Genomic DNA, 24,988 nt, shown 5'->3' with positions numbered 1-24,988 from the left:
CCCGCGCCGTGTGTCTGTCCCTCATGAGGTGGTCTTACGTCTTCGTTTTGGGGCTGTTCACGGTTGGCTGCGGGAGTGACTCGGGCGGGGGAGGCAGCGCTGGAAGTGGAGGAAGTGCCTCGGGTGGCAGCGGCGGCGTTGGAGGCGCAAGTGGCTCTGCTAGCACGGCTGGCACGGGCGGCAGCGCTGGCAGCGCCGGCGTCGGCGGCGGCGCTGGAAGTGGGGGCACCGCCCCATCGTTTATCGAAGCCTTGGAAGCTCGCGGCTTCACGGTGCAGACCGGCCGCTTCAGCTTGATCGACCTCAGCAACTGCTGTGAAGACGGCAAGAGCTGCTCCGGCAACAACCCGACGAGTCCCTACAGCACCTACTACGTGCCCCGCGCTCCAGGCCAAACCGTCGCCAATCCGAACGAGCTGCCCGACGGCACCTCGAGCACCTTCCGCCTGCGCGAAGACGAAGCGGTGATTTACGTCGGCAAGACGCCGCCCCCCGCCAAGTACTTCGGCTTCCGCAGCTACCTCTTCGACCGCTTCAACACCACAAGCAACCAGCGGGAGAACATCTTTGCGAGCCTGGGGCCAACGCTCAATCCGCTGACCATCGGCGTGGACACGAGCGGCGGCACCGGCAGCAGCCCAGCTCCGTTCGATCGCCCTACGTTGGTCATCACCACGGGGCACGCACAAACCGATAGGCTGATCCGCGAGTCGGCGCTTGCCGCAGGGATCTCCGAAAGCGCCCTCAACACCGATGTGCTCGACCCCGCAAAGGTGAAGTTTGGCTTGGAAGATCAAGCGGACAGCTTTGGCTTCCTGTTTCGCTACGCGATCCCCGAGGATCCGGCCAAGGGCCAAGCCTTCCTCGACAACCCCGGCGCGACCTTGCTGCGCGTAACCCCAGCGACTCCCCTCACCCCCGACCCCATCCCAGCGCCTGCGCGACCGACCCGCGGCTCTGGCACCAGCGAGAACAGCTACAGCGCCGCGCTCGATGCCCTCGAGCAAGCCATCCGCAACCAATACAGCGGCTACGACATCACCGCGATTCCCCTGGCCACCACGGGCGAGCCAGACCCCGACGCATGCATCGCAGGCACTCGGAGCTGCGCTGGCGACAACCCGGACGCGCTCTACCCAAGCAGCGGCCCGCTACGCTTCGAAGCCGCGCTGCAGCCCAACGCCAACACCTTCTACGTCGCGTTTGGCGTCAATCACGAAGCCTCCGGCAAGGTGCTGTACTCGAACTTGAGCGTATACGGCGTGGAGCACTTGGTGGGCGTGAAGTCCGTCGCCAGTCCGGAGATGCCCGGCAGCGCTCAAGACTACCTCCCGAACGACGCTCAGGCGAATGAGCTCTTCGCCTGGAAAATCGCGCGCAGCTGCGGGGGCGCCGCGCACTGCATGGAGGTGCCCACCGGTTGCCCCGGCGTGGACACCAACGCCTTCGCGACCATCACCTTCCGCGCCTACTTGGACCCAGTCACCAAGACCGGCCCCGCAGCGAACGAACTGCTGCCTGAGCGCATCCTCAAGATTTCGAATCCGTGAGGATCAAGCCCGCGCGGGTCGCGCGCTGACGGCACGCAGCACATCCATGTAGCCGGGCGGCTCGGCCACGTAGCCTCGCTCCCTCAGCAGCGCGTGCATCTGCTTCAAGCGATGGTACGGCACGCCCGGCATCAAGTGATGCTCCAGGTGATAGTTCACGCTGAGCGGCGCCACGGTGAGCCGCGCGAGCCACCCCGCGCGCGTCGTGCGCGTGTTCTTGAGCATATCCGGGCTCTGCTCGAGGCAGGCATGCTCAGCCAGCGAGCGAATGCGCAAGAACAAGCTGAACGTCGTCAAGTACGCCAGCACCCACACACCATAGATCCACGGCTCACCGCACAGCCAGAGCACCAGCGCCATCAACGCGTTCATCAGCCACACCCCCCAGGCGTGCTTGATGAGCGACCGCAGGTGCTCCCCCCAAGCGCGCTTCGGCAACCGGTGGGTGTCCGTGGCGACCGTCCACTTCAAGAGTCCCATATCCATGAGGAATAGCCCCAGGATGCGCTTGAGCCCCGTGATCCCCAGCAGGTCCCGCAAGAACTTGCGGTAGAGCCCCTTGCTCGTCGTCGGCAGGTTCGCCACCAAGGAGCGATCCACGTCGCGCTCGGTACCGGTGTAGCGATGGTGCTTGCCGTGATGCACGCGGTAACGCGCTTGGTCAGTCCACACCAGCTTGCCAGCGAACCAGTCAGACACGAAGCGGCTCAGCCCCTTGCTCGCAAACAGCGTCCCATGGGAGCCCTCGTGCATCAGGATGGCGCAGCCGAGCTGCCTGCCTCCAAGCACGATCAGAGCCAGGATCACGGTCAGGGGGTGAGGCCAAACGGCCAGGGCAACGAAGCTGCCAATAATCCCACTCCAAATCGACAACAGCGCGAACCAACCCCGCCAATCGGAGCGCCGCGTCAGCTCGCGAATTTCCTCACGGCTAAACAGCTCACTCACCTTGGTGGCGCCGCTCTGCGGTACCGCGCCAGCCGTCAGCGTAGTAGTTTCAGCCATCAAGCGGCACCTCCAAGCGCCGCCGCGCGGCCGGTGCTGCCCGTGCGCTCTTCCGCGGTGCGCGACAACGCACGCCAAATCCGCTGCCCCGCCTCGTCGAAGCGCACCACGCTAGCCACAAACTTCTGGCGCAGCTCACCATCGATCAGCTCCTCGGGCAGCAGCGGGTCAAACACCCACTGCCGAATCGCTCCATCCCCCAGCAAAAAAGATTGCCGCGCGGCAACTTGCGGCGTCAGTCGGTCTGCTCCTTCCAGCCACTGCTCGAGGCGCGTCCGCGTTTCTTCGTAGCCTCGTTCGATACGCTTCACGTCCCACAGCGCGGCGATGCGCGCTTCATCGCAATCAGCCAGTTCCGCCGCGCGAAACACCAAGGGCCGCGCCTCCAGGGACGCCTGCCCCGGCGAGAGCTGCAAGCGCTCCAAGCGTTCGCGCACCCGCTGGACACCACCGACCAGGTTATCCGGGCGCAGCCACAGATCACCTTCGAGCTGCCTGAAGCCGGTCAGCGTCAGCGCGCGCTCACGCCGATTGACCGCCGCGCGGTCGCCGCGCCCGAGGCCAGCACAGGCGGCCACCACATAGTTCCCGCGCCAGCGCTTGAGGGACTGCAGGCGCTCACGCCAGCCGGCGACTTCAGCCGCCAAGGCACTGCCCGCCGCCCCCAACCGGTACTCACCGCGCCCCACCGACTGCACCAAGGAGTCGGCCACCAAGCGAGCCAAGGTGACGCGCACGTTGTTGCTGGAGACGCCCATCAGCTCCCCAGCCGACACGATGCTACGCACCGGCAGCGCGTCTTCTTTCGCAGCCAACAGCAGGTTGAGGATGAGCCGCTTGGTGTTCACGCCGATATTACAGCATCCATGCCTAGACACTGCACGCTGTAATATTACGCTTGGCTCAGCAGAATGGCCTAGGGATGTAATGAACGCGGATCTACCGCATGGGAACGCCCTGGATTGACTTGGGTTTTCCCCCTGCGTATGCCTGCCGGATGCGTCACGCCTGGATCTGGATCTGCCTTCCGCTTGCCCTGGCCTGCAGCGAGTCCGGCGATGGAGGCGCCGCGGGCGCTGGCGGTCAGGCGAGCGGCGGCTCCGCAGGGCAAACCAGCGGCGGAACGGGCGGACAAACCAGCGGTGGCTCCGCTGGCAGCAGCATAGGGGGCGCAAGCGGCAGCGCGGGTACCGCTGGGCAGACTGCTGGCGGCGCCGCCGGTCTGGGCTCAGGCGGCAGCGCTGGCAACGCTGGAGCCGCAGGCACTGCAGGCAGCGCTGGCGCACAGAGCTGCACCCCCGTCAGCCTCGGCGCGCTGATCGTCGCCGATACGGAAATGGGCGGCTCTTCCCTCGCCTACGAGCTTCAAGGCCTGGACGCGACCCTGGACGACGTGATCTACGTCGAGTTCTTCGACGTCGCAGGCGCCCAGACAACCGGCAGCTTCGACTTGAGCCAGGCTCCGGACGACAACTACTCCACCTGCGCCCACTGCCTGCTCGGCTTCGAAGACGTGGGCGGTAGCTCCACGCCCTTCTACCCCGAGAGCGGCAGCCTGGAAGTGACTCAGGCAGACACGCAGTACGCAGGCGTTTCCGCTGGGAATTTCAACAAGGTGGTCTTGCGCGAGTCGACATTGACCAGCTCAGTCACAGCACCGGTGGCCGGCGGCAAGTGCTGGCTGCTCGAAGGCGCTTGGCAGAACCCCTGAGCCGAGCCGAGGCGCCCCCCTGGGCTGGTGGACTACTTGCGGTGCGGGATTTGACCGCCAAGGACGCCAAGAGCGCCAAGGGTTTGGGCTCGAGACTGGCGACCACTTGGGGACGTCGTTGAGTCATTTGACGGCATTTCGCGCGCGCCCCTCAAGATGCCGCGCGGCAATATTCGGCGACGCACGGCTCGTGATGGTACGAGATCCCCAATCTTGGCGTCCTTGGCGTCCTTGGCGGTTGTTCAAACTTGGAGGACCGCGTGTGTTGCTCACGGCATCGGCGGGTCTTCGCTGTGGGTGGTGCCTTCACCGGTGGTGATGAAGAGCAACGTCGCGCGCTGGGAGTCGACCTGACGGTACGTATGCCACGTGCCTCGCGGCACCACGACGTAGTCGCCAGGCTGCTCGAGGCGCAGCGTTTGGTCGCCACCCGGCAGACGCAGCACGAAGTCGCCGGCACCGGCGATGAGCATCACCACTTCTTCGCCGCTCGGGTGGATCTCCCAGTGGGGCCAGTCGCCGCTGCTCTCACCGAAGCTCATGAGGTAGGGCCCGGGTAGCGCAAGCTCTCCAGAGCTGAGCTGCGACCAGAACGCGGCGCTCACCTCGTGGGTTTGAACACCGCCGTTTGCATCCAGAGAGGCAAAGGTGCTGCTGGCGGAGAAGACTTTGGCGGCGGTCATCGACCGGACGCTGACGCTCGGAGCCTGAGAATGCAACCTCACCCCCGAAAAAACCGCTAGCAGGCCCAACGTGGCTTCCGATGCCGTGGATTTCGGGCTCTGAGGTGTGAAGTCGAGCGGTTGATTCCGCACGGCATTTAGCGAACGAAAGGCCGCTCGCTCGCGGGCCGCATGCGCTAGACTGTGCGCCGTGGGGATCTTCTACCTGGCGGCCCTGATTGTGGGCTTCGGTACCATCGCCTTGCAGCTTCTGATGGGCGGCGCTGGAGATGGTGACGCGGATGGCGGGGGCGGTGATGGCGGCGGGGACGCCGATGCGGACACCGAAGCGGAGCTCGACCACGGGGACTTGGGGCACGACGGCGAAGGTGGACACAGCCACGCGGACGGGGGCTTTCTGCCCATCTTCCTCTCGCTGCGCTTCTGGACCTTCAGCCTGTTGGCGTTCGGGCTGAGCGGCAGCCTGCTGCACTTCTTCAACTGGGCGAGCTCGACCACGGCGTTGATCGTTGCTCTCAGCCTGGGATTGCTCTCGGGCTTTGGGGTCTCCTGGGTGTTCAAGGCGCTCGGGCGTGCACAGACCACGAGCGGCGGCAGCGCGCGCGACGCCGTGGGTCAGGTGGGCAAGGTGCTCGTGCCATGCAGCAAGGGTGGGCGCGGCAAGGTGCGCATCGAGCTTCGAGGTCAAACGGTCGACTTCATGGTCACGACCGATGAAGAGGCCTTAGCCGCGGGCGACCTGGTGTTGGTCGAAGACGTGGACACCAGTGGGGGAAACACCGGGGGCGTCCTGCAGGTGTCACGCGCTCCCGCGGAGTACTTGCCGCCCAGCACCCGTCAGCGCAGTCGCGTGGAATAAAAGTTGTTTGCTCGCGGCTCCTGGGCGCGAAATACGCACTACCGAGGGGTTTTCGGCCTGCGTTTTTGCGCAACCGTGAGACCGAACGGGGGGATATCCTCTCACGCATGTTCAACACGGTAGGGGGAAGCGCACTCTGCGCGCCGCGGCTGCTCGGCGACATCACGCCGACTCCGTTTGGCGATCCGCAAGACGCGATTCAAGTGCTCGGTGTCGCGGTGGCCATCGTCGTCGCCTTCTTCATCGTCATCTGGTTCATCGGACGCCTGCTGGTGATCTGCAGGCCGAACGAAATCGTCGTGATCAGCGGTCGCCAGCACAAGCTGCAGGACGGCTCGAAGGTGGGCTACAAGGTGCTCCACGGCGGACGCGGCTTCGCGATCCCGATGCTCGAGGAAGTGAACCGCATGGATATGCGGCTGATCCCGGTGCAAGTCGAGGTGCAGAACGCGTACTCACGAGGCGGCATCCCACTGCGGGTGCACGCCATCGCCAACGTGAAGGTGAACAGCAACCCGAACTTCGTACGCAACGCCATCGAGCGCTCGCTCTCGATGACGCCCCATCAGATCGCGGGCATCGCCCAGCAGACGCTGGAAGGTGTGCTGCGTGAGGTCGTGGCGGAGCTCACCCCCGAAGAGGTGAACGAGGACCGCCTCAAGTTCGCGAACACGCTGATCCGCAACGCAACGGATGACTTCGACAAGCTCGGCCTCGAGCTCGACGTCTTGAAGATCCAAATGGTCAGCGACGACGCGAACTACCTGAACAGCTTGGGCCGTACGCGCATCGCCCAGATGATCCGCGACGCCCAGAACGCTGAAAACAAGGCCAACCAGGCCATCACGGAGGCCCAAGCCGCCGCACGGCGCCGCGCGGAAACAGCGCAAAAGCAAGCCGAGGCGCAAGTGCTGACCAAGCAGAACCAGCTGCGCGCAGAGCTCGCCCAGCTCGAGGCGCAGGCGAAGGGCGTCGAGAACGAGGCCGCCGTAGCCGCAGAGACCGCACGCTCGGAGGCAGAACAAGCGCTGCAGGCGCTGCGCGCCGATCTCGAGCGGCTGCGCCTGGAGTGCGACGTCTACTTGCCCGCTGAGGCCCAGCGCCTGGCTTCAGAGGCAGAAGCCCGCGGTCGCGCGGCGCCCGTGGTGGAGAGCGGCAAAGCCAGCGCCGAGGCGCTCGCGATGGTCGCCGCCGAGTGGCAAAAAGCCGGCGCTGACGGCCGCGACCTCTACGTATTGCAGCACTTGCGGCCCCTGGTAGAGGCGGCGGTGGCGCGCGTCACCCGCGCCAAGATTGGCGAGCTGGCAGTGGTCGATGGCGGCGACGGCTCGAGCTTCACCGGCGCCGTCGCGAGTTTCCCCGCGGCAGTATCCGAGGTGCTCAAGGAGACGGGCGCAGCGATCGGGGTCGACATCAACGACCTCTTGCGGGGCACCAAGAAGGCGCTGCCCGGAAAGGGAGGTGTATGATGGGGATCTTCGTCGCCATTGGCATCACCGGCTTCGTGGTGCTGTTCGCGCTCTACGTGACCGTCAAGCGCCTGCTCTGGGTCTCGACCCCGAACGAGGCGCTGATCTTCAGCGGCGCCCAGCGCGCCGTCGAGGGTCGCACCCTAGCGTACCGCTACGTGCGTGGTGGCCGCTCGCTGCGTAAGCCGCTGGTCGAGCGCGTAGACGTCATGGACCTCTCGATGTTCACCGTGATGGTCAACGTCAGCGGCGCCTTCAGCAAGGGCGGCATCCCGCTGACCATTCAGGGCGTCGCCAACGTGAAGCTGCCGGGTGAGGAGCCGTTGCTCTCGAACGCCGTCGAGCGCTTCATGGGGCGCACCCGGGACGAGATCTACTACGTCGCCAAGGAAACACTCGAAGGTAACCTGCGCGGCGTCTTGGCGAGTCTGACACCAGAAGAGGTGAACGAAGACAAGCAACGCTTCGCATCGATCCTCCTCGAGGAAGCCGAGCACGACATGAGCCGCATGGGCCTCGTGCTGGACACCTTGAAGATCCAGAACGTGACCGACGAGGTGAACTACCTCTCGAGCATCGGACGTATCCGCGGGGCAGCACTGAACCAGACGCAGGCCGTAGCAGAAGCGTCAGCGCGCGCCGATGCTTCGGTGCAACAGGCCACCAACTGGTGCGCCAGTGAGATCGCCAAGATCGACGCGGAGCTCCTGATCCAGCGGGAGGAGACCGCGAAGCGCATCGCCGATGCCACGAGTCGCCGCGAAGCGATGATCCAGGAGGCGCGGGGTGAGGTCTCGGCGCTGATCGCTCAGGTCACCGCGGAGATTGAGCGCCAGAAAGCGCGCGCATTGCAGGAAAAGCGCCGCCTCGACGCCGACGTGGTGCAGCCGGCGATCGCCAAGCAACGCGCAGCCGAAGAAGCGGCGCGTGGCTCCGCGGCGGACACCCTGGAGCGCGGTCGCGCTGAAGCGGGCAGCCTCAAAGCGCTGATCGACTCGTACAAAACCGGCGGCGCCTCGGCGCGAGACGTGCTCGCGCTGCAGAACTTGGTGCCCATGCTGGCGCACATCTCTGGCGCCCATCACTCGCTGGCCATCAGCAAGCTCAGCGTGCTGCCAAGCGGGGACGCGTCAGGCAGCGACTTCGCGCGCAAGGCGATCGGCGCGACGGAGCAAATCAAAGCCGCGACCGGTGTCGACCTGGCGGGCGTCGCGAAGAAGTTCGGGGGCTGATCATCGCCATGATCGATGTGGTGGTCGTTGGGGGTGGACCCGCTGGGTCCACTTGCGCCGCGCGCTTTGCGCAGCTGGGGCACTCGGTGGTCTTGCTGGAGCAGGACCACTTCCCGCGCTTTCACATCGGTGAGTCGTTGCTCCCGGGCACCTTCAAGGTGTTCGACGCCATCGGCGTCACGCAGAGGATAGAGTCCCACGGCTTCCTACCAAAGCACGCGGCGGAGTTCGTCAGTGGAGACGGCAGCATCCGCCGACGCTACCCATTCGCAGGCGGGCTACTTGAGGGCCGCACCTCAGCATTCGAGGTGGACCGCGCCGATTTCGACCAGCTGCTGCTGGACCACGCAGAGGTGCAGGGTGTTTCCGTACGTCGCGACACCAAGGTACGCCGAGTGCACTTCAGCGCTGGCGGTGTGGAGGTGGAGACGAGCAGTGGCAAAGCCAGCGCGACAGTCACAGTTTCCTCAAGGATATTAATTGACGCGAGCGGACAAAGCACCCTCGTCGGCCGCGAGCGCGGTGTGCGTCAGCTGGATCCGGCGCTAAAGAACTTCGCTTTGTTCTCCCATTACACCGGCGCGGCTCGGGGGAGCGAGCAGGCAGAAGGCGACATCAGCATCGTGCTCTCCCCAAACGGATGGTGGTGGGTGATACCCCTGGCCGGCGACCGCACCAGCCTTGGTCTCGTGGCGCCGACCCAGAGCCTCGATGGCGCCCGGGCCGACGAAGCCTACTTCGAGCGGCAGCTGGCGGCTTCGAGTTACCTCCGCGAGCGCTTCGCCGATGCCGAACGCGTCACACCAGTGCGCGGCGCCGCAGACTACTCCTACGCCTGCAGCGAGCTGGTGGGCGAAGGCTGGATGCTGGTGGGCGACGCCGCGGCATTCATCGACCCGGTGTTCTCCACCGGCGTGCACTTGGCCGTACTGAGTGGTTTCCGCGCGGCAGAGGTTGCGAGCGCCGGGCTCAAGCGCAAGCCGAGCGGTGCTGTGCCCCACAGGCAGCTCGTCTCGTATCAGCGCTGGCTCGCGCCGCTCATCCAGCGCTACCGCGGCTTCGTGTCTGGGTTCTACACTCCGGAGTTCGTGGAGCTGATGCTCGCCCCAACGGAGAAGCTACAGCTCCGCCAGGCGGTCACGTCCATGCTCTCGGGGCTCACGGAGTCGAGCTTCAACGTCGCGTGGCGCCTCAAGGTGTTCGAGTCACTGGTGCGCCTCAACCGCTCGTTCAACCTGGCGCCTCGCTTGGAAGACCGCCGAGAGCACACGAGTCGCTGAGAGAGTCCGCGCGCTGTCTTCAACAGCGACTGCTCAACCGCGCCGCCGTGCTCAGGTGCACCACTCAGGTGCGCGGCTTGCGCCCCAGGAGCTTCGCGGCCAGGTGCTCGCCGAGCTGGTCAGCGAGCAGCTTCTCGACGACGGTTTCCTTCTCCGCTCGCTCTTCGTCCCCGGTGTACTGGAACTCGATGCCCATGCCGGCGGGGTTGCCCTTGGTCGCCTCCTCCGTTGGCACGACCCAAATCACCTTGCCCCTCAGCCTGAGGGCTTCGGGGAGGTTCGGCACGGTGAGCGCGAACACGAACTCGGTGTCGACCGCCAGGGGACGCTGAGTGCCAATGAACGTGCCGCCGCGCGAGATGTTCTTCGTGTAGTCAGCGAAGAAGGTATTCAGGCGCTTGTATTCGACCTTGAGCTCAATAGGGGCTCGTTTGTCGCGACGCCGTTCGTCGTCGTCAAGCTCGCTCATGCGTCGAGCAGCGTAGTTCTTGGTCCGGCGCACTGCAATCGCGATACGCACACACCCCAACCACGAGCGCCGATGGCGCTGACGCCCGCACCGCTCCGAGGCGTGGCACGTAGCTGGGACTCCGAGCTGTGACGGCTAGCTGGGGTTGCCGCATTCTCGGCGTGCTATGTCACGAGGCGTGCGGGACCCGTACGAGCTGCTCGGCGTGCGTCGCGACGCCACCCAAGAGGAAATCAAGGCGGCGTTCCGGCGTGCGGCCATCAAGCACCATCCGGACCGCAACCAGGGAGATCCGACAGCCCAGTCACGCTTTGCGGAAATCAACCGCGCCTATCAGATCCTCTCTGACCCGGGGCACCGCGCCAACTTCGACCGCTTTGGCACGGACCCCTTCGAACGTGGGGGTGTCGCAGCGAGCGGCATCGAAGACTTCGTCGATTTGTCCAACGTCGACGGCGTGATGGGGGACATCTTGAGTGCCTTCGGCATCAAGAACCCCGACCGCAAGAAGGTCGAGTATCGCCTCGAGATCAGCTTCGAAGAAGCCGCCCTCGGCAGCAGTCGGGAAGTGCGCTACGCGCGGTTGGATCACTGCAAGACTTGCGGCAGCAGCGGCGCCGCTCCCGGAACACCGCTGACCGCCTGCCGCAATTGCGGCGGACGAGGCAAGGTCCGCAGCTCCCAAGGCCTCCTGCCGATCCCGTTGGAGCGCCCGTGTCCCACGTGTTTTGGGCGAGGGAAAATGGCTCAAACCCCGTGCGTCAGCTGCCGCGGCAAAGGGCTCACCAAGCAAACGCGCACCCTCGAAGTGAATTTGCCTGCGGGAATCGAGCACGGCACCGCGCGCGTCGTCGAAGGCGAGGGCAACCGCATCAAACCAGGCGGGGGCTTCTCAGACCTGGAGATCCAGGTGGTGGTGCTACCGCACGAGCTGTTCGAGCGGGACGGCGACGACGTCCGTTGTCGGGTCCCGATCAGCTATGTGCAAGCTTCCCTCGGTGGGGAGATCACCGTACCGACGCTGGCGGGCAAAGCGAAGGTGCGAGTTCCTCCGACTACTCAGTCGGGAAGCGTGTTGCGCCTCCGGGGCCAGGGTATCAGCCATCGTCTGCGTGGCGGCAAAGGCGACCAACTGATTGAGGTCTTCGTGGAAGTGCCGTCAGAGCTCAGTCCCCGCGCGCGGGAGCTGTTGGTTGAGCTTGGGCAAGAGCTTGGCGAAGATCTGCAGCCCCAGCAGCGGAGCTTCATGGAGAAGCTGAAGGGCCTGTTCGGCTGAGGGCGCCTGGTTTTGGGGGAGAGGGTACGGCGTGAGCGAAATCCAACATATCCGCGCGGTAACATTTGACGCAGGCCAAACGTTGGTCGAGCTGGACACCTCGCTGCTCGCGTCGCGGGTCGAGGAGCAAGGCGCCCTCGTAAGCGTCGCGCGACTAGACGACAGCACGTCGGAGGCCTGGAGCGAGTACGCCGCTGCCCTCAGCGAGGGGCAAAGTGGCGAGCATGCTTGGAAGCGCTTCATGAGGCGTCTGCTCAGCGTGGCGGAGATCGCTCCTCACCCCCAAAAACGCGAAGGCGTGCAGCAACGGCCTAGCGGCGAGCTCGCTCAGGAGCTGACGGAGTGGCTGTGGCGAGAGCAACCCGTCAAGAACCTGTGGCGGCGCCCGGTGCGCGGCATGTTCGAGCTAGCTCGGGAGCTCCGAGAGCATCACATCCCCGTCGGCATCCTCAGTAATTCCGAAGGGAAATTAGCAGCGTTGATCGACGAACTGGGGCAGCTCGATGCGTTCGATACGGTCACGGACTCGGGGGTGGTGGGTTGCGAAAAGCCAGCCCCGGAGATCTTTCATCTGACCGCGAAGGCCCTCGGAGTCGCAGCGCAAGAACTGCTGCACATCGGGGACTCCTTCGAGGCGGATATTCGAGGGGCGCTGGGCGTCGGAGCCGAAGCCATCTGGTTCAACAGCGCCGGATTCGAGGCGCCTCCGCCGAGCGCCGCGGGTGGTTTCGAGCCGGTTCAAGAGGCCCCGGCGTCCGATCCTCGGATGCCAACCTCGGTGCCCAGCGTCCGTCGCGCGACCACGGCCTTCGAGCTGCGAGAGCACTTCTGCGAGCTGGGCCTGCTCTAACTTCCCACGTGACCGCGCCGGTTCTGGAACTACACTCGGGCGGCTCATGGAGAACGAAAAGATTGGCTTCCTCGGCGCGGGCAATATGTCCAGCGCTCTCATCCGCGGCATCCTGGCGTCTGGGATGGTGCAGCCGACCCAGGTGCGGGCCAGCGACATCAGCGATGAGCGCCTAGAGCGCCTGCGCAAGCAGCACGGCATCGAGACCACCAAGAGCAACCTCGACCTCGTGCACTGGGCGACCATCCTGGTGTTCTCCGTGAAGCCTCAGGTGATCGACCGCGTGGTGAAGGAGACTGCGGACGCCTTTGGTCCAGGGACGATGGCGGTCTCGATTGCCGCTGGCGTGCCTATCGAAGCCTTCGAGCGCCGCTTGCCCGCAGGCACCCGTGTGGTGCGGGCGATGCCCAACACCGCCGCGATTGCACTGGCAGGTGCGACGGCGATCGCCCCCGGCACTCATGCGACGGATCACGACATGGGCCTCGCGAAGCAGCTGTTCGATGCAGTCGGTCGCACCGTGGTGCTCGACGAGTCCCTGATCGACGCGGTGACTGGGCTTTCTGGAAGCGGGCCGGCTTACGTGATGTTGATGATCGAAGCCCTCGCCGACGGCGGCGTGAAGGTGGGCTTGCACCGCGAAACTGCACTGCTGCTCGCGGCTCAAACCGTGTACGGCTCCGCCAAGCTCCAGCTGGACACCGGGGAACATCCGGGTCGCTTGAAGGACATGGTCACAAGCCCTGGCGGCACCGCGATCGCGGGGCTCCACACGCTGGAGACCGGCGGTTTGCGACGCACGCTGATCGACGCCGTCGACGCGGCCACCCACCGCGCCCAAGAGCTCGGCGAGGCGATGGCGAAGAAGCTCAACGACGGCTGAATCGTCGCGGGTTCGCCGTCGACAGCGCTCAGGCGAAAACAGAACTGAAGGCGAAGCCGCGCGGATCTACTTGGTCGATTCTGGTTCGCTCCAAGCTTGCGGCGCTGGCTGGCCTGGTGAAGGCTGGAAGGGATCATGTCGACTCCCCTCACCGCGGCCGCGCGGCCCTCTTTGCTTCTCCTCCTGGGCTTGCTGAGCTTTGGCGCTGGCTGCCACGTGCGCGGTGCCAACGCGCCGGACCCTATCGCTGACCTGGAGCGCGACCCGGCGGGAGTGGTGCGTCGCGTGGCGGAGCTACGCGGACTGCCAGAGAAGCGCCCAACGCAGCTCATCTTTCAAGATGAGCAGGCGTTCATTCGGGATCTGGAGTCCGGTGGCGCCGCTCGGCCGACGGCGAGTGACTACCGCAGCGTGTACTCGGCGTTCGGCTTCGACCTGCCATCAGAAGCAAAAGGCACGTCTCCCCGTCAGGTGATGCACGAGCAGGTGATCGCCTTCTACGACCCAGACACCCACAGCGTTCACGTACGCAGAAACGCCGGCACGCTGAAGCAAACGGCGGAGGACGTGAAGGGCATCGTCGCCCATGAGCTGGGGCACTCGCTTCAACATCAGTACTTCCCGATTCCGCCCGTGGAAGACATGACCGATCTCGACCAGCGCCTGGCGTCGATGGCGCTGATCGAAGGCGACGCCATGCTCACCATGGTCGCTTACCTCGCGGATCTGGGTCATATCAACCTGAACCGCGCCCTCGTCGAGTCGGGGAAGGCAGTAAACCGCAGGGATACGGAGCGGGCCGCAGAGGGAACCGCCGACTCGGTCGCATTGATGCGTTCCCCGGGTCTCATGCGCGAGCGCCTGATCTTCCCCTACACTCAGGGCCTCACATTCCTCACCGCGGTGCATCGCAGCGGCGGCTTCCAGCTTGTGAACCAGGTCTATTCAGCGCCGCCGAGCACCACTGAGCAGGTGCTGCACCCGGAGAAGTACCTGGCTGGAGAGCAAGCGGTGCCTGTCGCTTTCCCTGGGGTACCGCAGGGCTGGCAGCTCGGGCTCAAGGGCCGCATGGGAGAGCTACAAACCCGCGTCATCCTGGAAAACTGCATGGACAAGGCCATCGCGACCCGCGCTGCTACGGGTTGGGGCGGAGACCAGTTCATGCTGATCGAGAAGCAAGGCCTCGCGCTGGTCTGGCTGAGCGTGTGGGACACACCCCAAGACGCCGAAGAGTTCGAGCTCGCCGCGCGCTCCCTGGCTCAGTGCTGGGCGACCAAGCCGGGCGCTGCGCTGACCTCCGGTGTGGGGAGCGGAGAGCTCGTGCGGCGCAACGGCAATAGCGTCGCCATGATTCGCGGCATGAGCCCCGCGGAGCGCGAAGAGCTCGCCACGGCAAGCCTCGAGCTAGCGTTCAATGCGCCAGCTGCCACTCCCCCGCTGGGCGCCGTTGCCCTTCGACCTATCCCCACGGAACCAAAGGTGCACGCGCCCTACGTCTCCGAAAACGTGTACGTCAACCCACGCCTGGGGATCAGCCTGCCGTTGCCCCCTGGGTACACCTACAAGCTCGAAGAGGACGAGCTGTCCCTCGACGCCCAGAGCGGCGTGGGCTCCATGCACGTCGGCCTGAGCGAGTGGGCGGTGACGCAAGAGAGCCTCGCGCACCTCTACAGTGAGTTCGAGTCCACCCTGAGCCGAGAGCTTGGCAACGGGGTGAAGCTCAGTGTCGAGCAAAACGCCGAGTACCCAACGACCCTCGGTCGTGGGGTGACACGCACTTGGCTAGTGCGCGGCACCCCGGTGCGCATCCGCCTGATCGTGCTCCCTGTGTGCAACTCCAGCGGCGCGATCATCCTGAGCAATGTGTGGTCAGAAAAAAACGCCCTCGACATGGCGACCTGGTGGGTCGGCGGCTTGCGGCGTATCTCTGCGGATACGCCACCCGTGTGCAGCTATTTGAATCCGTGAGTCACACGGGGACCGCTGAAAGGCTGCGCCATGGGCGACCTTCTCCGCGCTCAACTAAAGGCTAGCTTCCGCCGACGGGCGATGAACCACAGCGCTACCAAAGCTCCCAGAGGCCAGAGCGGCGCGCGGTTCCCGGACCGGCCCATGCTGCAGCCTGAGTCGGAGCTCGAAGAGGCGTGGTTCTCCGCAGTCTCGCAGCGACGCTCGGAATTGCATCGCGCCCCGTCGGAGCAGTCCGCGGAGCTGTTGCAAGTGGTCAGGCACGTGTTCGCGCGGCAGCGGAAGGGTACGCAGCTGACTTGGTTTCCGTTCTCGTCGATCCGCTCGATCTCCGAAGAGCACTGCAGTGTTCCGGGCACGATACAGCTGCAACTCGCATCCCCGGAGCACGCTGACTCGGGCGCGCAGGCGTTCGCAGCCGTTGGATCAGCTGGACACTCTTCGTCTGGGTCGAGACCTGCCTGAATCGGCTCGCACACCCCATCCTCACCGTAGCCCTTCTTCGCGGCGCTGCATGCCTCGCAGGTACCAGCGCACGGCAGATCACAACATACTCCGTCCACGCAGTTGCCAGTCGTACACTCGATGCCGTCGAAGCACGTGCCGTTCGTTTCCGTATGGATTACTGACCACGAGGCCACGAAGCCGGACTGGTCGTTGGACGTCTCCAGATCGGGAGCTCCAATCACCAGCCGGTCGTTCCTCAAGTCCTGGACAGCTCCGAATCGCGCGGTGTTCGACCCAAGCCCTGCTTCCGGGACCAATCGCTCGAGGAGCTGCCAGGTATTCCCAACACGATGATAGGTGGACACCGATCCCCGCTGGTCACCCCCCGATTGACCCGGATCCGCCAACTCGCCCACGCCCAAGAGCTCACCGTCGAACGCAATCGACTGCCCAAAGCCACCTCGGGGCTTTGGGGTCATGGAGCCCAAACGCTCGACGAAGGCCCAGCTCGTCCCAGAGCGCTCGAAGACGTACACGGCACCAGCCTGGCTTGCGAACGCGCTGTCGAATCGACTGACTATGAATAGGGCGTCATCGGACATCGCAACCGCGTATCCGAACTGCGAATCGGACTGAGGAGACGGAGCGAAGAGCGTCTGCTGGAGCGTCCAGGTTCCGTTCGCTAGGGCGAACACGTGTACTGCGCCCGCCGTCTTGGTCCCACTCTCGTCTTCCTCGGGTGCCCCCACAGCGAGATAGTTGTCACTCAACGCCAACGTTCTGCCAAAGCGTGAACCCACGCTCGCACCGGGCCCAAGCGACTGGCTGAACGTCCAGCCGTTGCCACCACGGCCGTACATATGAACCGCCCCGGGCTCAGCGCCGAGCGGTCCCTCGAGGTAGTCTCCTACCGCCATCCACGAATTCCGCGCAGCAATTGCTGCGCCAAAGCGCTGGCGCTCGGTGCTCGGACTGTTGATGCGTTGGACCTGGCTGCCTGACTGGAGATCGAAGACGAGGACGGCGCCGTCTGCTTGCCCCGTGCCTACCAGCGCCTCAGGCATTGACTCGTCGTGAACAGACACTGCGGGGCTGAGCCAGCGGGTCGTCGCAACATCCGTGGGCAGGAGTAAGCTCGGAGGCGACCAACCGGTGCTCGTACTGCGCGACGCGAGGACCTGTACGCTGTCACTCAAAACGACGTAGCGTGCGGCGACCAGCCAGTCTCCAGTCGTCGCTACTCCCAGTCCAAACCGATCGCCTAACGAAGCGTCTTCAGGCTGCACCGCTTCGAGGGGTGAAAGATTGATCTCGACGGGAAGGGCGCGTTTCCCGACGGGCTCCGGCGCTGAAGGCTCGCAGCTGCTGAGGGAGCTAACCGCCGCCAGCAGTAGGAAGGCAAGAGCTGAAGTTGCTACGCGAGACATCAACTTTCGTTGTGTCTGCTCTCCCCCCAAACAATCAAGCCCTCGCGTTGCCCCGCACGCAGTTCTTTGGACTCTCACATTTCCCGGCGCAAATTCCCGCACGAATGCTTCAACCGTCGGAGGACACCGCCGACTGTCGGCGACACTCGATCACGCTCGTGGGTTCAAGAGCTCACACCAACTCCGCTGGGTTTTGTTCGAGAACCCAAGCGGGGTCGAAGGCGGTTCGTGGTGGCACATGGGTTGCTCAAGCGCAGGGGCGAGCCAACCGCGGTTTCACGCCGAGGCTCAGGCTTGGATTTGTGTAGGCTCAGAGTTCGCCGGCGAACGCGCGCCGGAATTCATTGGGTTTCAACCCGACCTGCACGTTGCCCCAAAAGAGGACCCATGAACAGTTCACGCTTCTCAAACGGCGGCGCGACCCGCCGCTCCATTTCCGCCCGTTTCGTTCCGACGGCCATACTCGGGGGTCTACTGGCGGCATCGCTTTGCACGGTCGGCTGTGGTTCGAAAGACGAGGATTCTCCGGAAGAAACTGGCGGCACCGGAGCCTCCGGTGGTTCCGCAGGGAATAGCCAGGGCGGCACTGGCGCTAGCGCAGGAATGGGCGGCTCGGCTGGTGTCGGTGGCTCAGTGGGCGGAACCGGCGGATCGACGGCGGGAACTGGAGGCACGGCGGGTGGTAGTGGCGGCGCAGCAGGCAGCGCCGGCGATGGAGGTGCGGCAGGCAACGCCGGTACGGGCGGCTCGACGGGCGGCACCGGTGGCACCACCAGCGTCGACCTGGTCGACGTCACGATTCAGGCTGACGTTCTGCTCGGTAACAACTACGGCATTCAACTGGATCCCCTCTACCGCTCGACGTTCTCCGCCGGCTCGCAGATGGCACGCCTCAAGCTCTTTGCGCGGTTCTGCACGGACGCGGCGTGCGACAATCCAGTGGCTGTCGTCCCCATGAACGTGCCCGGTGCCGACGCGACGACGGGGCGCTACGTATTCAGTACCGCGAGCACGAGCGGCGGAGGCTTCGCGAAGACCGTTACGATTCCTCAGGCACCGGTAGGTACTTTCTACCTGCAAATCGTGGGAGACAGCGAGGCGAGCGAGAACTGGGGCAAAGGCACGTGTTCCGGAGTCAACGACTGTCCAGGCGATGCGGACGTGCTCCAAATGGACGGCTTCCAGATCAACACCACTGGCGTCGGCTCCGGCGACAACCCGAGCCCATACGCGCAGCAGATCACGATCTCCGGCGCTGGTCAGAACCAGACGCTCTCAGGAACCCAATACCTCGGACACATCCGGATGAGTGGCGACGAACTCTGGACGCCAGCGCCAGCTGACACCGGGACGCTGGTCGTCGCGATGAGCAACGCGGCGGATGACGCGCGAAACTTCATCGGCTTGATCGATCTGAGCGACGCCAGCGCCACGCCCGGCGGCACTGGCTCGGGCTCCTACAACCTGCAGAAGAACGGCAGCCCTTTCCCTGGGGATGTTTGTGCACTGATTCCTGGAGGCGGCTCACTCTACGCCGTGGCGGTGGACAACTCAGGCGCAAACATCTTCGAGCTCAGCGCGACCACCGGGCTGCAGGTAAGCGACAGCCCAATCGCCACCATCCCTCCGACAGACCCGAACAACGCCGACACCTACCCCTGGCCATGTCGCGGCGTCTACGCCGAGAAGGGCGGCAAGAAGCATCTCTATCTGGTCCAGTTCAAGGGCGCTGGTGCACTCGACACGTCCCTTCCTCATCCGTTCTACCACGTCAATATCAGCGACAAGAGCGCAACGACACCTCTCGACGCCTACAGCAACTGGGCGTGGCGCGACATCGCTGTCGACTCAAGCGCTTCGAAGCTGATCGCGGTGGACATGAACTGGTCGAAAGACGCACAGAACAACGGCGTAGCTTTCAACCGCTTGGTCCCGATCCCGCTGAACGCCGACGGCACTCCGGGCTCCGTTGGCACGGTGGTGACCACTGACGTCAAGAGCGACAACCAGTGTGGTTCGACGAACCATTGGCCCAGCGGGCTAACCATGCATGCGGTCGGCGGCTCCGAGCGGCTCTTGGTCGGGCACGACGCGGGCGTGGCGGTGTTTGACCCGAGTAATCTCTCGAAGGCTCAAGACCTCAACCTCTTGACGTTCGGCAACCTGTTCAGTCAAGTGGCCGCATCTCCCGACGGAAACACGCTGTACGCCCTTCCCCAGTGCAAGGCCGACAACGCTCAACACGACTGGACGTTGCCCTACGGCGCGAGCACCGAACGGGCGGACAAGAATCTCGTCGCAGTGTTGGACCCGAGTGGGGGCAGCCTGGCGGTGAAGACGACCAACATCGACGTCAACGGCGACGGCACTCACGACGACGGTATCGACCTCGACTACTACCGGATCAAGAATTACATCCGTAGCTTCAGCACGACGATGTCGATTCCCCCCGTCGTTTACACCGGCCCTCGGATCGCAGTTGGCAACTCGATGCTCTTCGTTCGAGGCACGGGCATTCAAGGAAATGGCGGCTCGAGTATTTCCTCGTCTGGTCTCGGGCAGGTGCAAGACGTCGGCTTCTTCAACCTCAGCACGGGTGACGGGGTGGTGTTCGATCAGTACATGCCGTTCTTCGACGGTCTGAGTTCGAACGCGGGCAAGGGTCCTGGGATCTGGGGTTACGACGTTCGCCCGGGTCAGGAGAGCTCCGTGGGCGCGCTGTACTACATCCCCTAGTCCGTTCGCTCCAAGGGTAGCCCGCGCGCCTGCGCGGGCTACGACGCGTTCAAGCGAAGTCACAAGCCTGAGTTCCGAGGAGCCGCTATGCTCCTCGAACTGGAATGCAATCCGGAGAACTCGTTGCCGGACGCTACGAGATCATCGACCTCATCGGCGCGGGCGGGATGGGCGCGGTGTACTCCGCGCGTCATACACTCAGCCAGCGCGAGGTGGCGCTCAAGGTGATCCATCCAGCTGCTTCGGAGCGACCTGCTGCTGCAGCACGCTTCCAGCGCGAGGTCAGCGCTGCAGCCAAGGTGGGTCACCCCGGGCTGGTTCAGGTCCTCGATGCTGGCAGAGACGAGGAACGCAAAGTGTTGTTCTTGGTCATGGAGCTCCTGGAGGGCGAAACGCTGAAGGATTGGCTCAGCGCCCACAGAGCACCCTCTTCCATAGCGAGCGCCACGCCCTTTCTTGAGCTGTTCGCGGAGCTCCTCGAACCCGTTGGTGCGCTTCACAGCGCGGGGTTCGTGCATCGCGACTTGAAACCGGAGAACGTTTTCATCACCCAGCTTCCCCGGGGCAACGGGCGGGTGAAGGTGCTCGACTTTGGTCTGACTCGAGAGGTTGGCACTGCCTCGGATACGCGGACCGGCACGGCACTCGGGACGCCGCACTACATGGCGCCGGAACAGTCGATGAGCGCAAAGGATGCGACGCCCGCCGCCGATGTTTGGGCGCTTGGCGTGATGTTGTACGAGGGCGTGACCGGCCAAAGGCCCTTCAGTGGGGAGACGCCGAACGCAGTCCTGGTGGCGGCGTGCACCACAGCTCACACGCCGGTCGAGAACCGATGTCCTTGGTTGCCGGAACCGCTGGTCAGGTTGATCAACACTTGTCTTAGCAAGCGACCCGAGGAACGCCTAAAGAGCGCGGGTGAAATGCTAGCCAGGCTGCGGGACGCTCTGGGCACGAGCCCCAACGTCTCGTCCAGCGTGGACGTCCGCATTTTGAATCCGCAGGGCAATATCGCCCTGCTCAGCACGCTGGATTCGGACTCCGCCAGCGCAGACTCAGCGTCCCCTCAAGTCTTGGAATTGGACAACACCCTCCTCGCAGATACTCTGGAGGAAACGGCGCCAACTTCTGAGGGCCGGTCTGCAAACCGCTCGCTGACTTTCGAGCGTCCCAATCGCGGTGCGCGCTTCGTAGCCGCAGCAGTCGCTCTGGGCGTCATCGCCTCAGTGACTTGGTTCGCGTTTCCAAGAGACACTGCCCCGACTGAGCAAAGCACCAGTTTGGCGTTCACAAGCGATCCACCGGCGGAATCAGAGCCGGCGAACCCTGCTGCTGAGCCAGTTCGGAGCTCCAGCGCGCTTCCGTCTAGCGAAGCGCCACCGGAAGCCAGCGCTGGCACCCCAAGCACCGCGGCCCCTCAAACTACGACGCCGAGCACCGCAGGGCGCCTAGCCGGCGGCAAACCCACTGGGACGAAACCCAAAGGCTCCTCCACTCTCGCAGAGCCAAAGCCCCGATCAAGCAGCCCGACCGCCCCTCAGCCCAAGCCAGACGACGACCCTGGATTCATGCAGCAGTGGAAGTAGCTCCGCGCCTCAGTCCAAGAGGCCCAGCGCCCGGAGCCGGAGCCGGAGCGCTCTCTCCGAGATCTCTAGCTGCGCGGCCAGGCTTGTTTGGTTCCCCTGATGTTCCTCTAGCCCCTTGCGCAGCTCCTGCTCCGTGAGATCCGTCGCCTTCCGCACGGAATTAGATCGCTCCATGAGTCCGTAGAGCGTGCTCCGAGGGACCCCTAGCGCGGCGGCGGTTGGACCGACCGAGAACTGGTGTGCGCGAAGCGCCGCCACCAGCTCATCGTCAGCAATCTCCTTCGCCTCCGTCCGCTCTGCGCGCGGCAAAGGCGTGACCGGTAGCGCTAGCAGTGCTTGCAACGTTGCATCCGCCGAGTAAACGGCGCTGCCGCGGTTCGAAACGCATAGCTGACGAACCACGTTCCCCAACTCACGCACGTTCCCCGACCAATGGTGCCTGAGCAGGTCTCGCATCAGCTGCGGTGGGAACCAAGGACTCGCCCGGGGCTCCCAGCGCCCCAAACGGTCCGACTCCCCGACCCGCACCAGCTCCTGACGCAGAAAATCCAGGGCAAGCTCAGGGATGTCCTCACTACGCGTCCTGAGCGAAGGCACCGAGATCACGAACCCTGCGAGCCGATGATACAGCGCCGCACGGAAATGACCTAGCTCGACCAGTCGTCCGAGATCCGCATCGGTGGCTGAGAGTAGTCGCACGTCAGCGGCGCGCTCGGCGCTACCACCGAGCGGCGTGAAGACCCCATTCTCAAGCACCCGCAGGAGCATGGCCTGCACGTCGAAGCTCAACTCGCCTATCTCATCCAGGAACAGCGTGCCGGTGTGAGCGCGCTCGAAGAGTCCGCTTCGCGCCTGCAGTGCACCAGTGAATGCGCCGCGCACGTGCCCGAAGAGCTCGGAGGCAGCCGTATCACGGGTGCTGAGCGCCATGTTGAAAGAGACGCAAGGTGCATCTGCGCGAGTGCTTGCACTGTGGATGCCTTGCGCCACACGCTCCTTGCCAACCCCCGTTTCCCCGCGAATCAGCACGGGAACCTGTAGGTCCGCCACGCGACCTATCGCCCAACGCAGCTCGTTCAGAGGCGTGCTGCCACCTGTGAGACCAAGGTCCGGCCCGCGGTATTCACGCTGGATTCCGATGCGAAGCCGCACACGCCGCCCCAGCTGCAGTTCGAAGCCGTGCGCGCGCAGTTCCTCGAAGGAGGCGCTTGCGCTCTCCAGGGGTTCGCCGTCAGCGTGCGCAGCTAGTCCAGCTGATGCGTTGATGCGAATTCCGTCGGTTCCAGTTGTCACCAAGACAGGACTGCGACTGACATGGGGTTCGGCGAGTGGCGCCCCGCTTACAATATTTCCGCGCCGGAAAATAGGCAGTGTACGAGAGAGTTCAAAGCGCTGGTTGGGACTCAGCCCGCCGAGTCGAGCGACCTCGCCCCAGCGCCGAACATCCGTATGATAGAGGATCCGGACGTAAAGCGTCTCGACGCTTGAGGACACGGAGGTACGAGACTCGAACTCGTTGCTCTTCAGCGTTTCGAGATCACCTCCAAGCTCCGACAACGTGTCGGGCCCGGGTTGCCCAGAGAAACGCTCGCTGGAGGCCATGGTTGTGCTGTTTCAGAGCGCCTAACTCGCGTCAAGTCGAGCGCCTTCCTAAAGCTGGCAGCCGCAGCATGGGATCGGTATGGAGTGTAAGATGATCCGAGGGGCGGGCGCGATTTGGCTTGTGGGGGCGCTGTTTTGCTCCACGACCGCATTGGCCCAGGCACGTGACCCGTCGGATTCCGAGACAGCGCCAGCGTCGACGCTACCCGAACGAGAGGCGCAAGCGAAGGCGCTGTTCGAACAAGGCAATCGGTTGCGAGCCGCCGGAGACTGCGAGCGAGCGGCGGGCTACTTCGAAGCCTCGCGCGCGCTGCTGCCCACGGCACCGAACACGTTGAACGCGGCCTATTGCTACTACGAACTCGGACAGCTCGACGAGGCGCTGACGCTCTACGAAGAGCTCCTAACGGATCACGCGGAAGGCCTGGACGCCACCACGCGTTCGAAGCTCGAGCGCCGCATCGCCGCCATCGTACCCAAGGTCGCTCGACTCTCCATCCATACACCCCAATCAGCCAGCCTCGTGATCGACGGTCGCAGCCGGGCGGAGCTGCCCGCCGGGCGTCCCATCGTGTTGCTGCCAGGCAAGCATGAGATCCGCGTAATCAAAACCGGCTTCAAGCAAGCGGTACGCGAGGTAGAGCTACGCGCAGGAGAGCGCCACGCGCTGTCCATTGAACTCCGACCACTGACCCACCGCGGCGTGCTCCGCATACCAACCTCCGCCGCCCCCAGCGATGAGGGGATCGTTTGGCTCGACGGGGCGAAGGTGGGGACACTCCCCTTCGAGGCTGCGCTCGCCCCTGGAGCGCATTGGATAGCCGTCGAGGTAGGAGACCGCGGAACTGGCCCTCAACGTATTGTCGTCGTGGAAGGCCAAGTCAGTCTTCTCGAACCGGCGCTGCGGCCATTGAGCGGCGCGGTTCGGATCCATGCGGCGCCGCCAGACGCGCGCCTCGCGCTCGATGGCATCCCGCTCCAAGGCTCATCGTTTGCCGGCCGCATTACCGCAGGGCAACACTTGCTACAGGTCAGCGCTCAGGGGTATGCCACTCAGCGGCTGGAGTTCTTCATCGAGCGTGGCCAAGCCCGGGTGGTCACTCTGGAGCTAAAGGTCGACCCAACACATCCACGCTGGAGGGCTGCTGAAACGAGCCGGTTGACCGTCGGTGTGCACGCCCATGCTCTACTTGGCAGCGGACTCGGTTCTGGACCCGAAACGTGCACGGGGTGCTCGGGCCCGAACGGCGCGACCGGCGTCTGGCTCGGTGGACGAATCGACTACCGACTGCCAAGTCACATCCAAGCCTCGGCGATCCTGGGCTACGGACGCTTGACGACTGAAAGCAGCCGAAGCTTCGTGCAGGACGCTCAGACCGCGGACGAGGCGACGTTCGACCTTCACGACGAGACGACTGTCAGTGGGCCTTGGTTGGCCTTGGGCCTTGGATACACGTTCGAGGTCTCACCTTGGGAGTTCAGCGGAGCACTTCACGCCGGAGTACTTTTCGCCAACGTCGATCTCCAAACCACCGGTAGCGTCAGTCGCGGCGACGACCAGGCGCGCGTCGCGGTTGAGGGCGCAGACCCGCAACGAGCCGCACTGGCATTCGTGTATCCCGAGTTGGAGGTCGCGTACCAGTTCGGCGACTTCCGTGTGGGGCTCGGCGTGGGCCTCCTGATTTCTCCCATCGGGGGCCCGAAGAATGGTCGTGGAGAGGTGGCTCCAGTTCCCGACGGCAATACGAGCTGCAGCCAGACACCAGCGCCCGTCGCCTGCGCACGAAGCTCGAGCGCTACGAGGGACGAACGCAGCGTGGGACGCTTCGTATTGGTCAGCCCGGGACTCAGTCTCGGCTGGCGATTCTGATCGCGCCTCTTCAGCCCCTCAAGCTGGGAAGAAGCGGGCGCGGTGTCCTGGCCGCGCCCCGGCAAGAGCCCCCTCGGTCAGAGGC

Annotated in this window: 19 protein-coding genes; 13 read left to right on the top strand and 6 right to left on the bottom strand. The window is 64.6% G+C overall.

All coding sequences use genetic code 11. The features are described from left to right. The first annotated feature begins 23 nt into the window (after nucleotides 1-23). On the top strand, nucleotides 24-1,550 hold the full coding sequence (locus H6718_11880) for a hypothetical protein (GenBank protein ID MCB9586091.1): 1,527 nt from the start codon (nucleotides 24-26) through the stop codon (nucleotides 1,548-1,550). A gap of 3 nt (nucleotides 1,551-1,553) precedes the next feature. On the opposite strand, the gene H6718_11875 is transcribed toward H6718_11880, so the two are convergent. Together H6718_11875 and H6718_11870 are read right to left on the bottom strand one after the other, a co-directional pair. Continuing rightward, on the bottom strand, nucleotides 1,554-2,555 hold the full coding sequence (locus tag H6718_11875) for a fatty acid desaturase family protein (GenBank protein MCB9586090.1): 1,002 nt from the start codon (nucleotides 2,553-2,555) through the stop codon (nucleotides 1,554-1,556). After that, a complete protein-coding gene (locus tag H6718_11870; protein ID MCB9586089.1) occupies nucleotides 2,555-3,313 on the bottom strand; it encodes a PaaX family transcriptional regulator in 759 nt (252 codons plus the stop codon). Before H6718_11870 ends, H6718_11875 begins: the two co-directional genes overlap by 1 nt. Nucleotides 3,314-3,552: 239 nt before the next feature. On the opposite strand from H6718_11870, the gene H6718_11865 reads away from it, so the two are divergent. Further along, nucleotides 3,553-4,266 (top strand): hypothetical protein, encoded by a 714-nt coding sequence (locus tag H6718_11865; GenBank protein MCB9586088.1) that lies wholly within the window; start codon nucleotides 3,553-3,555, stop codon nucleotides 4,264-4,266. Nucleotides 4,267-4,535: 269 nt separating this feature from the next. Here the strand turns inward: H6718_11865 and H6718_11860 are convergent, their stop codons facing one another. Next, on the bottom strand, nucleotides 4,536-4,949 hold the full coding sequence (locus H6718_11860) for a cupin domain-containing protein (GenBank protein ID MCB9586087.1): 414 nt from the start codon (nucleotides 4,947-4,949) through the stop codon (nucleotides 4,536-4,538). Nucleotides 4,950-5,139: 190 nt separating this feature from the next. Between H6718_11860 and H6718_11855 the strand changes: the two genes are divergently transcribed. The 4 genes from H6718_11855 (at nucleotide 5,140) to H6718_11840 (ending at nucleotide 9,789) form a co-directional block, all read left to right on the top strand. Continuing rightward, the gene (locus H6718_11855) at nucleotides 5,140-5,808 is read left to right on the top strand and encodes an NfeD family protein (GenBank protein ID MCB9586086.1); all 669 of its coding nucleotides are present in this window, start codon (nucleotides 5,140-5,142) and stop codon (nucleotides 5,806-5,808) included. A gap of 107 nt (nucleotides 5,809-5,915) precedes the next feature. After that, nucleotides 5,916-7,277, top strand: a complete 1,362-nt coding sequence (locus H6718_11850) for a flotillin family protein (GenBank protein MCB9586085.1) — start codon at nucleotides 5,916-5,918, stop codon at nucleotides 7,275-7,277. Further along, nucleotides 7,277-8,509, top strand: a complete 1,233-nt coding sequence (locus tag H6718_11845; protein ID MCB9586084.1) for a flotillin family protein — start codon at nucleotides 7,277-7,279, stop codon at nucleotides 8,507-8,509. Before H6718_11850 ends, H6718_11845 begins: the two co-directional genes overlap by 1 nt. Nucleotides 8,510-8,517: 8 nt before the next feature. Beyond that, nucleotides 8,518-9,789 carry a tryptophan 7-halogenase gene (locus H6718_11840; protein ID MCB9586083.1) on the top strand — a complete coding sequence of 424 codons (1,272 nt, stop codon included), beginning with the start codon at nucleotides 8,518-8,520 and terminating at the stop codon, nucleotides 9,787-9,789. Nucleotides 9,790-9,853: 64 nt separating this feature from the next. Here H6718_11840 and H6718_11835 read toward each other — a convergent pair whose 3' ends face one another. Further along, the gene (locus H6718_11835) at nucleotides 9,854-10,258 is read right to left on the bottom strand and encodes a TIGR02266 family protein (protein MCB9586082.1); all 405 of its coding nucleotides are present in this window, start codon (nucleotides 10,256-10,258) and stop codon (nucleotides 9,854-9,856) included. Between the two features lie 178 nt (nucleotides 10,259-10,436). Here H6718_11835 and dnaJ point away from each other — a divergent pair, with 178 nt between their 5' ends. The 4 genes from dnaJ (at nucleotide 10,437) to H6718_11815 (ending at nucleotide 15,235) form a co-directional block, all read left to right on the top strand. Continuing rightward, nucleotides 10,437-11,534, top strand: coding sequence for a molecular chaperone DnaJ (gene dnaJ, locus H6718_11830; GenBank protein ID MCB9586081.1), 1,098 nt, complete (start codon nucleotides 10,437-10,439; stop codon nucleotides 11,532-11,534). A gap of 31 nt (nucleotides 11,535-11,565) precedes the next feature. Next, nucleotides 11,566-12,384, top strand: coding sequence for an HAD family hydrolase (locus tag H6718_11825; GenBank protein ID MCB9586080.1), 819 nt, complete (start codon nucleotides 11,566-11,568; stop codon nucleotides 12,382-12,384). Between the two features lie 46 nt (nucleotides 12,385-12,430). Then, nucleotides 12,431-13,267 carry a pyrroline-5-carboxylate reductase gene (proC, locus tag H6718_11820; protein MCB9586079.1) on the top strand — a complete coding sequence of 279 codons (837 nt, stop codon included), beginning with the start codon at nucleotides 12,431-12,433 and terminating at the stop codon, nucleotides 13,265-13,267. A gap of 135 nt (nucleotides 13,268-13,402) precedes the next feature. Beyond that, on the top strand, nucleotides 13,403-15,235 hold the full coding sequence (locus H6718_11815; protein ID MCB9586078.1) for a hypothetical protein: 1,833 nt from the start codon (nucleotides 13,403-13,405) through the stop codon (nucleotides 15,233-15,235). Between the two features lie 50 nt (nucleotides 15,236-15,285). On the opposite strand, the gene H6718_11810 is transcribed toward H6718_11815, so the two are convergent. Then, nucleotides 15,286-17,109 carry an FG-GAP repeat protein gene (locus H6718_11810; protein MCB9586077.1) on the bottom strand — a complete coding sequence of 608 codons (1,824 nt, stop codon included), beginning with the start codon at nucleotides 17,107-17,109 and terminating at the stop codon, nucleotides 15,286-15,288. 387 nt (nucleotides 17,110-17,496) lie between these two features. Between H6718_11810 and H6718_11805 the strand changes: the two genes are divergently transcribed. Both H6718_11805 and H6718_11800 read left to right on the top strand, forming a co-directional pair. Next, nucleotides 17,497-19,845, top strand: coding sequence for a hypothetical protein (locus H6718_11805; protein ID MCB9586076.1), 2,349 nt, complete (start codon nucleotides 17,497-17,499; stop codon nucleotides 19,843-19,845). A gap of 104 nt (nucleotides 19,846-19,949) precedes the next feature. After that, nucleotides 19,950-21,431 carry a protein kinase gene (locus H6718_11800; protein ID MCB9586075.1) on the top strand — a complete coding sequence of 494 codons (1,482 nt, stop codon included), beginning with the start codon at nucleotides 19,950-19,952 and terminating at the stop codon, nucleotides 21,429-21,431. Nucleotides 21,432-21,440: 9 nt separating this feature from the next. On the opposite strand, the gene H6718_11795 is transcribed toward H6718_11800, so the two are convergent. Continuing rightward, nucleotides 21,441-23,033: a sigma-54-dependent Fis family transcriptional regulator gene (locus tag H6718_11795; protein MCB9586074.1), complete on the bottom strand. Its 1,593-nt coding sequence runs from the start codon at nucleotides 23,031-23,033 to the stop codon at nucleotides 21,441-21,443. Nucleotides 23,034-23,124: 91 nt separating this feature from the next. Between H6718_11795 and H6718_11790 the strand changes: the two genes are divergently transcribed. After that, nucleotides 23,125-24,903 carry a PEGA domain-containing protein gene (locus tag H6718_11790; protein ID MCB9586073.1) on the top strand — a complete coding sequence of 593 codons (1,779 nt, stop codon included), beginning with the start codon at nucleotides 23,125-23,127 and terminating at the stop codon, nucleotides 24,901-24,903. The last annotated feature ends 85 nt before the right edge of the window (nucleotides 24,904-24,988 follow it).

The organism is Polyangiaceae bacterium, assembly GCA_020633205.1.
GTDB lineage: Bacteria > Myxococcota_A > Polyangia > Polyangiales > Polyangiaceae > JAHBVY01.
Note: the sequence above shows the minus strand (reverse complement) of the source record. Positions and strands in the feature narration are given on the sequence as shown.